The 14,045-nt window shown below is 65.8% G+C and carries 11 protein-coding genes and 1 riboswitch; of the genes, 7 read left to right on the forward strand and 4 right to left on the reverse strand.

Annotated elements, in window-relative coordinates; all coding sequences use genetic code 11:
- Positions 1-7 precede the first annotated feature (7 nt).
- Together ACK543_RS11715 and ACK543_RS11720 are read left to right on the forward strand one after the other, a co-directional pair.
- On the forward strand, positions 8-1,318 hold the full coding sequence (locus tag ACK543_RS11715; protein ID WP_409943027.1) for an HD-GYP domain-containing protein: 1,311 nt from the start codon (positions 8-10) through the stop codon (positions 1,316-1,318).
- Positions 1,315-3,759, forward strand: a complete 2,445-nt coding sequence (locus ACK543_RS11720) for an EAL domain-containing protein (RefSeq protein ID WP_409943028.1) — start codon at positions 1,315-1,317, stop codon at positions 3,757-3,759. Before ACK543_RS11715 ends, ACK543_RS11720 begins: the two co-directional genes overlap by 4 nt.
- Positions 3,760-3,828: 69 nt before the next feature.
- Here the strand turns inward: ACK543_RS11720 and ACK543_RS11725 are convergent, their stop codons facing one another.
- From ACK543_RS11725 to ACK543_RS11735, 3 genes are all read right to left on the reverse strand, one after another.
- Positions 3,829-4,644: a sulfite exporter TauE/SafE family protein gene (locus ACK543_RS11725; RefSeq protein WP_409943029.1), complete on the reverse strand. Its 816-nt coding sequence runs from the start codon at positions 4,642-4,644 to the stop codon at positions 3,829-3,831.
- Positions 4,645-5,156: 512 nt separating this feature from the next.
- Complete coding sequence (locus ACK543_RS11730) at positions 5,157-5,528, reverse strand: cell division protein ZapA (protein WP_409943030.1); 372 nt, start codon at positions 5,526-5,528, stop codon at positions 5,157-5,159.
- Complete coding sequence (locus ACK543_RS11735; RefSeq protein WP_409943031.1) at positions 5,525-5,749, reverse strand: DUF904 domain-containing protein; 225 nt, start codon at positions 5,747-5,749, stop codon at positions 5,525-5,527. The genes ACK543_RS11730 and ACK543_RS11735 overlap by 4 nt, the downstream gene beginning before the upstream one ends.
- Before the next feature lie 36 nt (positions 5,750-5,785).
- Positions 5,786-6,028: riboswitch (cobalamin riboswitch) on the forward strand.
- Between the two features lie 81 nt (positions 6,029-6,109).
- On the opposite strand from ACK543_RS11735, the gene ACK543_RS11740 reads away from it, so the two are divergent.
- From ACK543_RS11740 to ACK543_RS11760, 5 genes are all read left to right on the forward strand, one after another.
- Positions 6,110-7,978: a TonB-dependent receptor domain-containing protein gene (locus ACK543_RS11740; RefSeq protein WP_409943032.1), complete on the forward strand. Its 1,869-nt coding sequence runs from the start codon at positions 6,110-6,112 to the stop codon at positions 7,976-7,978.
- 177 nt (positions 7,979-8,155) lie between these two features.
- On the forward strand, positions 8,156-9,121 hold the full coding sequence (locus ACK543_RS11745) for an ABC transporter substrate-binding protein (protein ID WP_409943033.1): 966 nt from the start codon (positions 8,156-8,158) through the stop codon (positions 9,119-9,121).
- Positions 9,118-10,203 (forward strand): FecCD family ABC transporter permease, encoded by a 1,086-nt coding sequence (locus ACK543_RS11750; protein ID WP_409943034.1) that lies wholly within the window; start codon positions 9,118-9,120, stop codon positions 10,201-10,203. Before ACK543_RS11745 ends, ACK543_RS11750 begins: the two co-directional genes overlap by 4 nt.
- Entirely contained in the window at positions 10,204-11,010 is an 807-nt protein-coding gene (locus tag ACK543_RS11755) for an ABC transporter ATP-binding protein (protein ID WP_409943035.1), read from the forward strand.
- Between the two features lie 248 nt (positions 11,011-11,258).
- On the forward strand, positions 11,259-12,725 hold the full coding sequence (locus tag ACK543_RS11760; RefSeq protein WP_409943078.1) for a cobyric acid synthase: 1,467 nt from the start codon (positions 11,259-11,261) through the stop codon (positions 12,723-12,725).
- Positions 12,726-13,257: 532 nt separating this feature from the next.
- Here ACK543_RS11760 and ACK543_RS11765 read toward each other — a convergent pair.
- Positions 13,258-14,040 (reverse strand): hypothetical protein, encoded by a 783-nt coding sequence (locus tag ACK543_RS11765; RefSeq protein WP_409943036.1) that lies wholly within the window; start codon positions 14,038-14,040, stop codon positions 13,258-13,260.
- Positions 14,041-14,045: the final 5 nt, after the last annotated feature.

The following is a 14,045-nucleotide window of genomic DNA, read 5'->3' on the forward strand; positions in this document are numbered from 1 at the left end:
CCTCACCGTGAACTCTTCCATCCTTCTCGACATCGGCCAGTTGCGCATTGGCATGTATGTGCAGCTCGATGTGAACTGGCTCCAGCACCCGTTTCCGGTGGGAAGTTTCCGCATTGCCTCGCAAGAGCAGATCGCGACGCTTCGCGAGCTTGGGCTCAAGGAGGTGCGGTATGTGCCGGAAAAGAGCGACCCGCAGTGGCGCGATCCGGATTCGGCGAGGAACGCTGCCCCTGACGTGGTGGACGACGCGGCAAATGCCGCGAGTTCAGATCCGACCCCTGAAGCCATCAGCCCTGATGCCGACCCCGGCGTCGATTGGAGGCGCCGACTGATCGAGGAGCAAAATCGCGCGCTTGCGGTGTGCGACCAGCACTTCACGGAGGCCACGCGCCAATTCCACGCTGTGGAGCGTGCTGTGCAAGACCAACCCGCCCAGGCTCGTGCCAAGGTCGACGGGCTGGTTTCGGGCTGCGTATCCGATGTGCTTGAACATGGTGAATCGGTCATCCGGTTGCTGTCCGAAGGCGTGGGTGAGCGCAGCGGGCAGCACCCCGTCAACGTCACAGTGCTTTGCCTGCTGCTGGGCCGCGCGCTGGGGATGGATATGGATGAGCTCACCGATGTGGGGACTGCGGCGCTGATCCACGACATCGGAAAAATCAAGCTGCCCTCGAACCTTCGCTACTCCAGGACGTCCATGCCGTTGGTCGAGCGAGCGCGATACGAAACCCATGTGGAGCAGTCGGTGGATTTTGCGCGCAAGATGGGCTGCTCGCAAGCCGTGCTGGCGGCCGTGGCGCGGCACCACGAAATGGCTGATGGTTCAGGTTTTCCCGCTCGGCTTTCGGGTTCCGAACTGGGGCGAATGGGCCAGATGCTGGCGCTGGTCAACCTCTACGACCGAATGTGCAACCCCGCCAACGGCGTTGACGCGCTCACGCCCCATGAAGTGTTGGCTGTCATGTTTTCGCAGCTCAAGTCGCGCTTCGATCCGGTGGTGCTCGGAGCTTTTATCCGCATCATGGGTGTGTACCCGCCGGGTTCGGTCGTGCAGCTTGTCAATGACCGCTATGCCATCGTCATCTCGGTCAACTCGTCGCGCCCGTTGCGCCCCAAGGTGATCGTGCACGATCCTGAGATACCCAAGGAGGATGCGCTCCTGCTGGATCTTGAAACCGTGCCGGAGTTAGGTATTCGTCGCAGCCTCAAGCCCTCCCAGTTGCCACGCGAGTCGCTGGAGTACCTGTCTCCGCGCCAGCGTATTTGCTACTTTTTTGAGCGTGCCGTGCCCGCAGGGCCGCGCGAGGCAGACCCATGACCGAGCCGTCGCCCATGGGCTGGTTGGATGGACTGCTCGAGGCGGTGTGGCTGGTCGACGAGGCGACCTTGCTCATCACCCACGCCAATGAGCGAGCCGCCAGGCTGATGGGGCGTCGCCGGGCCGACATGGAAGGCTCGCATGTGCTGGCGTTGGCCGCAACGCCGCAGGACGTGGCGTTCTGGAGCGAACCTGCACAGGTGGCGGCCGATGGCATCCAGTCCTTCACCAGCGTGCTCAATGCGGCGGGCACTTTGGTGCCCGTGGAGCGGCGTGTCGCTCGCGTCTCTGTGCCGGGCCACGACGCTCCGGTGCTCATGGTGACCATGCTCGACCGCAGCCAGCAGGATGCGACGGAACGTGAGCTGGAGACGCTTTTAACGGAGTTGCGGGCCACGCTGGATTCGGCGGCCGATGGCATGCTGGTGTGCGGCCTGGATGGCAACGTGCGTGCGTTCAATCAGCGTCTGGCGCAGCTTTGGAACCTACCCCGCGAGACCTTGGTGGAGCGAAACGACGCGGCGGTGTTCAGCCACATGGCTGGGGAGGTGGTAGATCCTGACCAGTATGCGGAACGGCTGGCTGCCATCGCGCGCGAGCCAACCCAGGAAAGTACCGACATCTTGCAACTGCGCAATGGAACGGTGCTTGAACAGCGATCGGTGCCGCAACTCAGTCATGGCCGTCCGGTAGGCCGCGTGTATTCCTTCCGCGACATCACCCGTCAGACCGAGATCCAGGCCAGCCTGCGGCTGGCGTCCCGTGTGTTTGAGTCCAGCCTGGACGCGATTTTTATCGCCGACAGCCAGCACCGCCTCATGCGGATGAATCCCGGCTGTGAGCGCCTGGTCGGGCCCGCGGCGCGGACGTTCGAGGGCTGCATGGCGGCTTCACTGTTCGGGATTGGGGTGGATCAGGCCTTCATGGACCGGGTTCAGCAGGGCTGGGAGCGTGATGGCTTCTGGGAAGGGGAGTTATGGCTTCCGCGCGAAAACCGCACGTACTGCGCCGTCCAGCTGACCTGGGTCGCCCTGCGTGACGATAAGGGGCGCATCGTTCAGAGCATTGGCTTCATGCGCGATTTGACCCTCCAGCACGCCGCGCAAAAGCGCATTGAGGAGCTGGCTTTCAGCGACGCTTTGACGGGCCTGCCCAACCGTTTGCTGTTGTCCCAGCGTGTGGACACCGCGATCGCGGCGGCGCATCAAAGTGACAGCGGTTTTGCGATTCTCTTCCTGGACCTTGACCGGTTCAAGATCATCAACGATTCGTTGGGGCACCCGTTTGGAGACCGTGTCCTGCAACTGGTGGCCGAACGCCTGCAGGCCTGCCTGAGGCAGACCGACATGCTGTGCCGCCTGGGCGGTGATGAGTTCGTCATCTACCTGCACATCGGAGAGGCCGCCGTGGCCGAAGGGGTCGCGCGGCGAATCCTGGATGACATGCTCAAGCCCTTCATGCTCGATGACATGGGCTTTTCTATCCAGTGCAGTATCGGCATTGCTTTGTATCCGCAAGACGGGGACACGCTCGATGACCTCATCAAGCAGGCCGACACGGCCATGTACCGTGTCAAGGACCGGGGGCGGGGCAACTACGGTTTCTACAAGCCGCAAATGAATGCGAATCTCCTGTCGCGCGTGCAAATGGAGCACGCGATGCGCCAGGCGATCGGTCATCAGCGCATGGCGGTCCACTATCAGCCACAGGTCAGCATGGCGACGGGCCGCATCGTGGGTGCCGAGGCGCTGGCCCGCTGGACAGATCCCGAGTTCGGGGTCGTTTCGCCCGGACTCTTCATCCCCCTGGCCGAGGAGTCAGGCTACATCGTCACGCTGGGTGCCTGGGTGATGGAACAGGCAGTGCGCGAAGCAGCCGTGTGGATGCACAGTGGCCACCCCATCATGATTTCGGTCAACGTGTCTGCCCTGGAATTTCGCCAGCCTGATTTCGTGGACCGGATCACCCGCCTGCTGGCGGTGCATCAGCTTCCTCCGACCCTGCTCGAGCTGGAGCTGACCGAGAGCATCCTGCTGCAGGACGCCCAGGAAATGGAGCAGCGTCTGCGTGTGCTTGCAAAGCTGGGTATCGGGCTGGCCATTGATGATTTTGGAACCGGTTATTCCAGTCTTGCCTACCTCAAAAAGTTGACCATCCATAAGCTCAAGATTGACCAGTCGTTTGTTCGCGGGCTGCCCGATGATGAAGGTGACCGGGCCATCGTCAGCGCCATCATCAGCATTGGCCAGGCCATGCATGTCGAGGTGGTCGCTGAAGGTGTGGAGACGAAGGTTCAGCAGTCGGTGTTGCAGCAAATGCAGTGTGGTCACTACCAGGGTTTCCTGTGTGCCCCGGGGCTGCCCGCACCAGAGTTTCGCGCCCTGCTGGCCGCGACGCAGCCCGTGCAGGCCCAGGCCGCGCGCAAGCAGACGCAGCCCTGAGCTTTCGCGCAGGCAGATGCTGGGCGCACCGGCCGGGAGCGGTCTTCGGCGGTGCCCATCTTGCGCGTGTCAAAACGCGGCAATGCCCTTCCAGAGCATGTAGGCGGCCAGCCCGAAAAGCAGCGAAGCGAAGACGCGCTTGAGCTGTTTGACCGGCAGTCCGTGGGCCGCCTTGGCACCCAGCGGCGCGGTCACAACGCTGCACGTGGCGATCACCGCGAGTGCGGGCAGCCACACATAGCCCAGGGATGCCGCGGGCAGATGGGCCACGTTTTGCCCGCCCACCACGTATCCCACCACGTTGGCAAGCGCAATCGGGAACCCCAGCGCGGCGCTGGTGGCCACCGCGTTATGAATGGGCACGTTGCACCAGGTCATGAACGGAACGCTCACGAAGCCCCCGCCCGCACCCACCAGTCCGGATAAAAATCCGATCACGCCGCCAGCAGCCACCTGGCCTGCGCCACTGGGCATCTGCCGCGCAGGCGCCGGTTTTTTGTCCATCAACATCTGCGATGCGGAGAAGCTGACGAACAGCGCAAAGAAGACGGCGAGGAATGCGCCCTTGAGCAGTGCAAACACCCCCAGACTGGCGATGAACCCGCCCAGGGCGATGCCTGGCGCAAGGCGCTTGACGATGTCCCAGCGCACGGCACCGCGTTGGTGATGAGCGCGCACACTGGAAATCGACGTGAACATGATGGTCGCCATGGAGGTCGCGATGGCCATCTTGACGGCCAGGTCGGCAGCGACCTGCTGGCCGCCCAGGATGTAGGTCATGAAGGGCACCAGCAGCATCCCGCCCCCGATGCCCAGCAGACCCGCCAAAAAGCCCGTGGCAAGGCCGAGCACGCCAAGTTCAACAATCAAAAGGGGGTCAAGCACGGGATGAAGGGCGAAGGGATGCGAGCGAACGGCAAAAGTCTGGATGGCATGCCGCCATTGGCATTTGCCGCCGGGGCGGCATGGGCATGCCAGTGGAATGGGGTGTCTGCGGTGTCCACCGAACTCTCATCCTGAACCGGGGGTTCAGGTGGGCGAGGGCAGCCAGGCGTTGGGTTCATCTGACGCGAGATGATCACGCTCACCCGGCAATTACCAAGCCCGAGCTCATGGAGCATTGGTTCAAGGAAATATAAAGCCCGGCAGCACCGCAGACGAGCCGATTGTAGGCCGCACCCGCTGCTTGTGGGCGCGCAAGTGCATGTAAAGCCAGGTCAGTGATGCGCCTGCCGCTGACATGCGTGATTCCAGCATGGCGGCTGTCGAGAACAGACCTTTGCCGACCGCCTGGCCGGAGCCATGGGCCTTGCGGCACCCGCAGCGGGGCCGAGACAGCCTGAAAAGCCATCGGTGCCGGGGCGCTGTGAGGCCCGCGGCGCACACCGCCCGATGCGTCAGAGGAGCCGGCCGTCCCCGCCCAGCGCTTCATCCAGCCGGCCCACCAGGGCGCGCAGGCGCTGGTCATCTGCCTCAGGCAGGGCCAACTCTTGCTGTGCCGCTGTTGCGACATCCACGGCGGCTGGGGGTGCCTTGTGTTCGGCGGATCGAGCCGCCAGATCGGCCGCATCCCGGTCTGCAATTTCGAAAGCAAGATTCAGGGCTGCGAGCACCGCAATGCGTTCACGGGCGCGCACTTTGCCCGCATCCCTGATTTTGGTCATGGCTGTGTCCACCCGCTCCACTGCGTCCAGCAGACGACCCTCGTGGCCCGGCGGGCACGACAGCAGGTAGCTTTGCTGCAGGATCTGCACCTCGATCTGCTTCACTGGGGCTCCTTGGTGGCGGGGGCTGCGGCAGGCAATCGTTCCAACAGGGCATCCACGCGTGCGCGGGCCGCGTTCAGGCGCGACTTGAGCGAATCGCGCTCCTGCATCAGGGCAGCCACCTGGTTGGACAACAATGCATTGGTGCGTTGCAATTCGGCGTGGCGCAGCAGCAGCCGCTCGACGCGCTCGGCGATCTGGTCGGTGGTGGACGGAGTTGCCATACAGCCTGCGATTGTAGGGTTGCGTTGCTCGGTAGGACGTAAAATCCGCACGTTGGTGCTCGCGGTGTGGTTCACATGCCGCAGTTCAACGGGAAGCAGGAAGGCCTCGCCGCAACACGGCGTGCCCAGCCTGCGCTGCCCCCGCAACGGTCAGCGGACGAATCGCGTTTTTGATTCTCTCTCCATCCATACGCCACTGGGTGCCTTGAACAAGCACCTGGGAAGGCATTGGGGGGTGTTCCGCCAGCCCGGATACCGGCCAACACGGTGGTTGCGCGTGCCTCACTCAGGCGCGCGCTGCCGTATCACCCATTTGCTGGCGGGGAGGCCGGCGCGGGTTGTTTGTTGACGAAAAATCCTATGAATCTATGTGCCCCTTGCGCGAGCTTGTCCGCGCCGTGGTTCCGTATTGCTGCCGCGCTTGCTGCGGCAGGTTGTTGGGCTGCATCCGCCCAGGGGGCGTTGACGGCGCCCGCGCTGCCAGCGCACAAGCTGCATGTCCCTTCGCTGGCGGAGACCGTGGTCGCCGCATCCCGTAGCCCGCAGCCGCTGGCCGACTTGGTGGCTGATGTTTCCATTGTTGATCGCGAGACGATTGAGAGCAGCGGCGCTGCGGGCCTGGCGGATCTGCTGGCCAGGCTGCCCGGCATCGAGTTCTCGCGCAACGGCGGCCCGGGCAGCAGCACCAGCGTGTTTCTGCGCGGTGCCGACACCCGTTTCACGGCGGTTTACATCGATGGCGTGCGGATTGACTCGCAGGCGACCGGTGGCGCGCCCTGGGAGGGCATCCCCTTGGGCCTGATCGATCGCATCGAAGTCCTTCGCGGCCCGGCGGGCGCGGTGTATGGTTCGGACGCCCTCGCAGGCGTGGTGCAGATATTCACCAAGCGTGGTGAAAGCGGTGTGGCACCGTTTGTCAGCCTGGGCCTGGGCAGCCATCGCACCAGCAAGCTGCAAGCCGGTGTGAGCGGTGCGAGTGGCGCGCTGGACTATGCGCTGGGACTGGCGCATGAAGACAGCCAGGGCTTCAACGCCCGCCCCATCGCCTCGCAGAATCCGGATCGCGATGGCCTCCGATCCACAGGCGGGCACGCGCGTGTGGGCCTGCAGCTGGATGCGGTGCACCGCCTGGAGGGCACGCTGATGGCCAACCACTCCAACAGCGGCTTCGACAACGGCCTGGGCAACGATGACCGCAGTCTGAACACCATGCACGCGCTGGGTCTGAACTGGCTGGCGCAGTGGAGCAGCGCCTACAAGACGCGCCTGTCCATCACGGATTCGCGGGTTGAGTACGAGATGCGGCCCATGCCGTACCTTAGCGACACGCGCCTGCGCGGGTACCTGTTTCAGAACGAATGGCGCCAGGGCCCGCACCTGGTGAGCGCTGCGCTGGAGCGGCGGGAGGACCGCCTGCAAAACACGCCCATTGATCGCGCGCGCTCCCAGGACGCTCTGGCGCTGGGCTATGGCTTCAACGCGCATGGGCACACCGTGCAGATCAATGTACGCCACGATTCCGACAGCGAGTTCGGCGGCAAGAGCACGGGCAGCGCCGCCTATGGCTACGCCATCACGCCGCAGTGGCGGGCCACCGCTTCGGTTGGCACGGCCTTCCGCGCCCCCACGCTGTACCAGCGCTTCAGTGAATACGGCCTGGCCACGTTGCGGCCTGAAAGCAGCCGCAATGCCGAGGTGGCACTGCGCTACACGCAAGACGCCACCAGCGTGTCCGCCACACTGTTTCGCAACCGCGTGCACGACCTGATCTCGTTTGCCGGTGCGGGCACCTGCGCATCGCCCTACGGCTGCTTTGCCAACACGGCGCGCGCCGAATACAAGGGCGTGACGTTTGCGGGAACGCATCGCTTGGGCAGCATCCAACTGCACGGATCGCTGGACTTGCAGCGCCCACGCGACCTGGACACCGGCAAGCAGTTGGCCCGTCGGGCGCGCCACCACGCCACGCTGGGGGCTGATACCCGCGTGGATGCATGGACGATCGGTGCGCAAGTCCAGGCGTCCGGTCGCCGCTTCGACAATGCCGCCAACACGACCGAGCTGGACAGCTACACGCTGGTGAACCTCTACGCCAGCACCCGCTTCGCACGGGACTACACGCTGCTGGTGCGCGTGGACAACCTGGCTGACAAGGACTACCAGTTGGCGCGCAACTACGCCACCGCCGGCCGCAGCTTCTATGTGGGCCTGAAATGGGCGCCCCAGTGACCCTGGCAACCCCTGCCCAGGCCCGCCTGCAGCAGCGCCCACAGCGCCGCGCGCGGGCGTGCAGCTGCGGGCGTGGGTCGATGCCTGCGCTTGGCGACACCCGCAGGGGGCTCCGGGGCGTTCGCGCGTTGCGCGCAGGGCCGTCGGGCTGCCGTCGATCCTGACCGGAACCGCGCCATGAAACCAACCCCTGTGCGCCGCATTGTGTGGGTGATCGCCATCGTGGTGGCGCTGGGACTGCTGATGGCAGCGCTGGCGCAGGCGCAGCCAGCACAGTCGCTGCCCGTTGCCAGCGACCCCGCCCCCGTGCCCGTGAAGGTCACTGACGACCGGGGCCGCGTGGTCACGCTCCCGCGCCCGCCACGGCGCGTCGTCAGCCTGCTGCCTTCGCTGACCGAGACCGTGTGCGCGCTGGACCAGTGCCACCGCCTGGTGGGGGTGGACCGCCATTCCAACTGGCCGCAGGCGGTGTTGCACCTGCCCCAGCTGGGCGGCGGGCTGGACCCGAACATCGAGGCCATCGTGGCGCTGCAGCCCGATGTGGTGCTGCTGGCCACATCATCGCGGGCAACGGCCCGGCTGGAGTCGCTGGGCGTGGCGGTGGTGGCGCTGGAACCCAAGAGCCATGCCGACGTGCAGCGGGTGATGGGCACGATCGGCGAGGTGCTGGCCGTGCCCGATGCCCAGCGCGTGTGGCGCCATGTCGATGCCGCCGTGGAGGCGGCCGCGCAATCCGTTCCTGTGGCGGCACGCGGCGTGCGCGTGTATTTTGAGGTCAACCGCGGGCCCTACGGTGCGGGCGCGTCGTCGTTCATTGGCGAGACGCTGACGCGCCTGGGGGCCCGCAATATCCTGCCCGCATCGCTGGGCCCGTTCCCCAGGCTCAACCCGGAATTTGTGGTGCGCGCTGACCCTGACCTGATCATGTTGGGCGAGGGCAGCATGGGCAGCCTGCACGAGCGGCCGGGCTGGAGCAGCCTGCGGGCTGTGCGCGAGCAGCGGCTGTGCGTGTTTGCGCCGCACGAAGCCGACGTGCTGGTGCGCGCTGGCCCGCGCATGGCCGAGGGTGCGCGCATCATGGCGCGCTGCCTGGCCAGCAAGGCCACGCCCGCTGCCAACACAGCTGCGGCGGTGCGGCCATGACTGCAGGGGCAGCGCAACGCAGCCGCTGGCTGACGGGTTTGCTGCTGCTGGCCAGCGCGCTGCTGGTGGCCCTGGGCACGGGCGTGGGCAGTGTGGGGCTGGAGAACCTGTGGCCCGCGCTGTGGGGCGACGCCGCTGGCGCTGCCGACCCCTCCGCCCGCGCCATCGCCTGGCAGATCGTGTGGGACATCCGCCTGCCGCGCACCCTGGGTGCCTGGTGCGCGGGGGCGTTGCTGGGCTTGGCGGGTGCCGTGGCGCAGGGCCTGTTTCGCAATCCCCTGGCCGACCCGTACCTGCTGGGCAGCGCCTCCGGCGCATCGCTGGGTGTGGCAACCGCGCTGGTGTTGATGGGCGGCGGCGCGGGCCTGGCAGGCAGCGCCGACAGCGCGGCCACGGCGCTGGTGTTTTCGGGCCACTGGCTGGTGCGCCTGGGTTTGACCGGGGCCGCCTTTGTCGGGGCCGTGCTGGCCGTGCTGCTCACGCTGACGCTGGCGCGCGGCGTGCAGCACACCCTGCGCCTGCTGCTGGCGGGGGTGATCGTGGGCGTGGTGTTGGGTGCGTGCACTTCGCTCATCCTGTTGCTGTCGCCCGCTTCGCTCCAGGCCATGCAGTCGTTCTTGCTGGGGTCCACCGCTTTCGTGGGCTGGGCGTCCTGCCTGCTGATGGGGGCAGCTTGGCTGCTGTGTGGGGTGGCGGCCTGGGCGCTGTCGCGGGTCCTCGATGGCCTGGCGCTGGGTGAGTCCACCGCCCACAGCCTGGGCCTGCCGCTGGCTCCGCTGCGCGCCGCGCTGGTGGGGGTGCTGGCCCTGGCCACAGGCACGGCCGTGGCCCAGACGGGGTTGATTGCGTTTGTTGGTCTGGCGGCGCCCCATTTGGTTCGCGGCGTCGTCAACGTGCCGCATGGCCGCCTGATGGGACTCGCCAGCCTGATGGGTGCGGTGTTGCTGGCCGGAGCCGATCTGCTGGCGCGGGGCCTGGTGGCCCCGCAGGAACTGCCCGTGGGCGTGCTCACGGCGGTGCTCGGTGGCGGCTACCTGCTGTGGTTGATGCACCGGCGCACTGGCTCGGCAGGAGGGTTGTGAATGCAAAACGCTCCTGAAAAGATAGCTTTCAGCGCAGACGCAATCAGCGTAACCGTGGGAAAACACCGCGTTTTGCACCCCATCAGCCTGCATCTGGCAGCGGGGCGGTGGACCAGCATCGTCGGCCCCAACGGCGCGGGCAAATCGACCTTGCTGCGCGCGCTGGCAGGCCTGCTGCCATGCACCGGCAGCGTTCAGCTCCTGGGTCGCCCGCTGGCCGCCTGGCACCCCCGCGACCGGGCGCGGGCCCTGTCGTGGCTGGGCCAAAACGAGTTGGCCGCCGACGATTGGCGGGTGTATGACCTGGCCATGCTGGGCCGCCTGCCGCACCAGCCCTGGCTGGCCTCCCCCAGCGATGCCGACCATGCTGCCGTGGAGCAGGCCCTGCGCGCCACCCGGGCCTGGGACTGGCGCCACCGTGCGCTGGGGCAGCTTTCGGGCGGCGAGCGCCAGCGCGTGCTGCTGGCGCGCGCCTTGGCCGTGCAGGCCCAGGTGCTGCTGATGGATGAACCCCTGGCCAACCTCGACCCACCCCACCAGTGCGACTGGCTGCTGCTGATGCGTGACCTGGTGGCTCAGGGCAAGACGGTGGTCAGCGTGCTGCACGAGGTGTCGTTTGCGCTGCAGGCCGACGACGTCGCCATCCTGGCCGAGGGCCGCCTGATCGGTCATGGCCCGGCCCACGATGCGGCCACCCACCGTGCGCTGGAGCAGGTGTTTGACAACCGCATTGCCATCCATTCGGCCCAGGGCCAGTGGGTGGCCTTGCCCTGCCTGCCGTCCGGCGGTGCCCCGGCTGCAGGTTGAGCTTTTTGCGACGAGCTTTCTCCCTGCTGCATCGGGTGATTGATGATTATTTTTGGCCGTTTACGCTTGCCAGTATTGCCCTGATAGCTATTATTTTGATAGTGTTGGCGTTTTGCCGATGCGTTCTGCCGATGCGGTTCGCGGCGCTGCCGGACGCACAGGCACCGCGCTGATCGCCCCATGTGTCTGCCCCGACCCCTGCCATGCCCCCACATTCACCCACCGGCATTCACCCAGCGCGCTGCGTGATGGTGCTTGGCACCTCCAGCGGAGCGGGCAAAAGCTGGCTTGCCACCGCCTTGTGCCGCTACTACAGCCACCTGGGCCTGCGGGTTGCTCCGTTCAAGGCGCAGAACATGAGCAACAACGCCCGGGTTGTCTCCAGCGCCAGCGGCCAGGGCGAGATCGGATCGGCCCAGTACTTCCAGGCGCTTGCAGCCCGCGCCGAGCCTGAGGTTCGCATGAACCCGCTGCTGCTCAAGCCCGAAGCCGACACCCGCAGCCAGGTCGTGCTGATGGGGCAGGTGAGCGCCGAGCTCACCGCCATGCCCTGGCGCAGTCGCAGCGAAGCAGTGTGGCCACAGATCGCTGCGGCGCTGGATGCTTTGCGTGCCGAGAACGACGTGGTCGTGATCGAAGGCGCAGGTTCCCCCGCCGAAATCAACCTGCACGCCAGCGATATCGTGAACATGCGTGTGGCACGCCACGCCGGGGCGCGTTGCCTGCTGGTGACCGACATCGACCGGGGCGGCGCCTTTGCCCACCTCTACGGCACCTGGGCACTCCTGCCCGAGACCGAACGCGCCCTGATCAGCGGCTTTGTGCTCAACAAGTTTCGTGGCGATGCCAGCTTGCTGGCCCCCGCCCCGCAGATGTTGCAGGACCTGACCGGTGTGCCCACGGTGGCCACCATCCCTATGCAGTGGCGTCACGGCCTGCCCGAAGAAGACGGCGTGTTTGACGACCGCACCCTGGCCGCAGGCCCGGTGCACACCACGGTTGCCGTGACTGCGTACCCGCGCATCAGCAACCTCGATGAATTCCAGCCCCTCAAGAACGTGCCTGGCGTGCGGCTGCGGTGGGTGCGCAGCCCGGCGGACCTGTCCGATTTGAAGACCCCCGACTGGCTGGTGCTGCCCGGCTCCAAGTCCACGGCCGCCGACCTGGCCTGGCTGCGCGCTCAGGGGCTGGACGAGGCCATTGCCGCCCATGCAGGGCGGGGCGGTACGGTGCTTGGCGTGTGTGGCGGCCTGCAGATGCTGGGCGAGGCACTGATCGACACCGCAGGCATCGACGGCAACGCGCCCGGCCTGGGCCTGTTGCCGCTGGTGACCACCTTCGAGGTGGCCAAGACCGTGCGGCGCACGCAGGTGCAGTTTGGCGCACTTCAGGGCCCTTGGGCCGCGCTGGCCGGTGTGAGCGTGGCAGGTTATGAAATCCACCACGGCCAGACCGTCCAGCACCCGGCGATGGCCGCCCGTGGCGATGTGGCCCTTGAGGTCGTCCCGGGCATCGCCTGGCAAAACCCGGCGGGCAATGTGCTGGGTGTGTACCTGCATGGTCTGCTGGAAGATCCCGCCGCCCTCAAGGCACTGTGGGGCCACGGCGCGGCACCCGTGCCCACGCTCGATTCGGTCTTCGAAGGCCTTGCCGAGGTTGCCGCCACGCACTTCACCGAGGGCTTTTTGCAGCGCCTGCTCCAGCCCGCAGCCTGACCCCATGGCTTGCCGGGCCTTGCCGCAGCCCCATCATGCTTGCCTTGAACCTATTGAGTCGGCACCTTTGAACTTGAACCAGCCGTTCGGGCTGAGCCTGTCGAAGCCTTGCGCAGAGCTTCGAACCGCATCAACGCATTCAAGTTGGTTGATGCCGACTCAATAAAAACGGCAGTTGGATGCATTTGCCAGCGCTGCTTTTGGGGTGCCAGGCAAGGCGCGACGACGCGGCAGGCTCGCGCCTGCAAGGAGGAGCAACACCGCATGGCGCTCCAAAAGCGGTACTGGCAAGTGCATAGCGCTGTCACCCCCAAGGTGAGGCTGCAAAAACAACGCAAGGCCCGAGTCCACGCGGTGTGCGGCAAGATTAAAAGCGGTCAACTGCCGTTTTTAGGATGATTGAAGGTATTGCGAAGACTGTTCAAAACCGGGGTGATTCACTTGCGGTTGAAGAACTGATTTGGTTCGAAATCCGGGTCTGAATTCATTGAGTGTGGCGAATGCTGTTGGTGCATCCGCCTGGCTCAGGCTATCAACGATGAAGCTTGTTGACCGGCGATCTGACAAAGCTGGCGGCCAGCCCCAGCGTCGCGAGAGAAACGATGACACAGGCACCACTGGGCCAGTCCATAGTGCCCGAAACCGCAAGCCCAACCCCACACGCCAGCATGATCGTCGCAGAACGTTGGAGAAGCCCCCAACCTTGCAGGCCAAGCCACGCAGGCACGATCAGAGCGGCAAACACCAGCCACAAACCCAGCACGCCCACGGCCAAGCTGGCGACTACAGCAAACCATACGTAAAACGCCCAGTCGCCCCATGGAGCGGCCTGTTGCCAGCGTGCCATGACACTCTGCCAAGCGTAGCCCAGCATCACCAGTGAAGCCATGAGTCCGACTTGGGGCCAGTCGGCCCACAGGACATCGGCGGCCAGCAGTTCGCTCAGGTGTTCCCGTCCGTGTGGATCCTGGCTTGCCCCTAGCACGGACAGGCCAGCACCAAGCACGTACACCAGCCCGATGAGGGCTTCACGTTGAGCCGGGTGGCGGCGCGCTAGATGTTGCACCCAACCGACCGCCACCAGCGCCCCCACCAGCGCTGCACCACGCACACTCCAAGCGCCAGGGTGGTCCTGCCACCAGATCCACCACAATGCCGCAGCCGCTGCCGCTTGCGCCACAGCCAGATCGATAAACACCACACCACGGCGCAGCACCTGTTCGCCTAGTGGAGCTAGCGCCATCAGACCCAAGCCCAAAGCGAGCAACGGAGGCAACCACCAAGGCAACGCCATCAACAAGTTTTCCAAGTTCATCAAGC

The organism is Acidovorax sp. (genome assembly GCF_046341535.1).
Lineage (GTDB): Bacteria > Pseudomonadota > Gammaproteobacteria > Burkholderiales > Burkholderiaceae_C > Acidovorax.

What these genes read in the sequence shown, in the direction of transcription:
- ACK543_RS11720 (WP_409943028.1), top strand. Translation starts at nt 1,315, where the DNA reads ATGACCGAGCCGTCGCCCATGGGCTGGTTGGATGGACTGCTCGAGGCG.
- ACK543_RS11735 (WP_409943031.1), bottom strand. Translation starts at nt 5,749, where the DNA reads ATGGCAACTCCGTCCACCACCGACCAGATCGCCGAGCGCGTCGAGCGG.
- ACK543_RS11740 (WP_409943032.1), top strand. Translation starts at nt 6,110, where the DNA reads ATGAATCTATGTGCCCCTTGCGCGAGCTTGTCCGCGCCGTGGTTCCGT.
- ACK543_RS11745 (WP_409943033.1), top strand. Translation starts at nt 8,156, where the DNA reads ATGAAACCAACCCCTGTGCGCCGCATTGTGTGGGTGATCGCCATCGTG.
- ACK543_RS11750 (WP_409943034.1), top strand. Translation starts at nt 9,118, where the DNA reads ATGACTGCAGGGGCAGCGCAACGCAGCCGCTGGCTGACGGGTTTGCTG.
- ACK543_RS11755 (WP_409943035.1), top strand. Translation starts at nt 10,204, where the DNA reads ATGCAAAACGCTCCTGAAAAGATAGCTTTCAGCGCAGACGCAATCAGC.
- ACK543_RS11760 (WP_409943078.1), top strand. Translation starts at nt 11,259, where the DNA reads ATGGTGCTTGGCACCTCCAGCGGAGCGGGCAAAAGCTGGCTTGCCACC.
- ACK543_RS11765 (WP_409943036.1), bottom strand. Translation starts at nt 14,040, where the DNA reads ATGAACTTGGAAAACTTGTTGATGGCGTTGCCTTGGTGGTTGCCTCCG.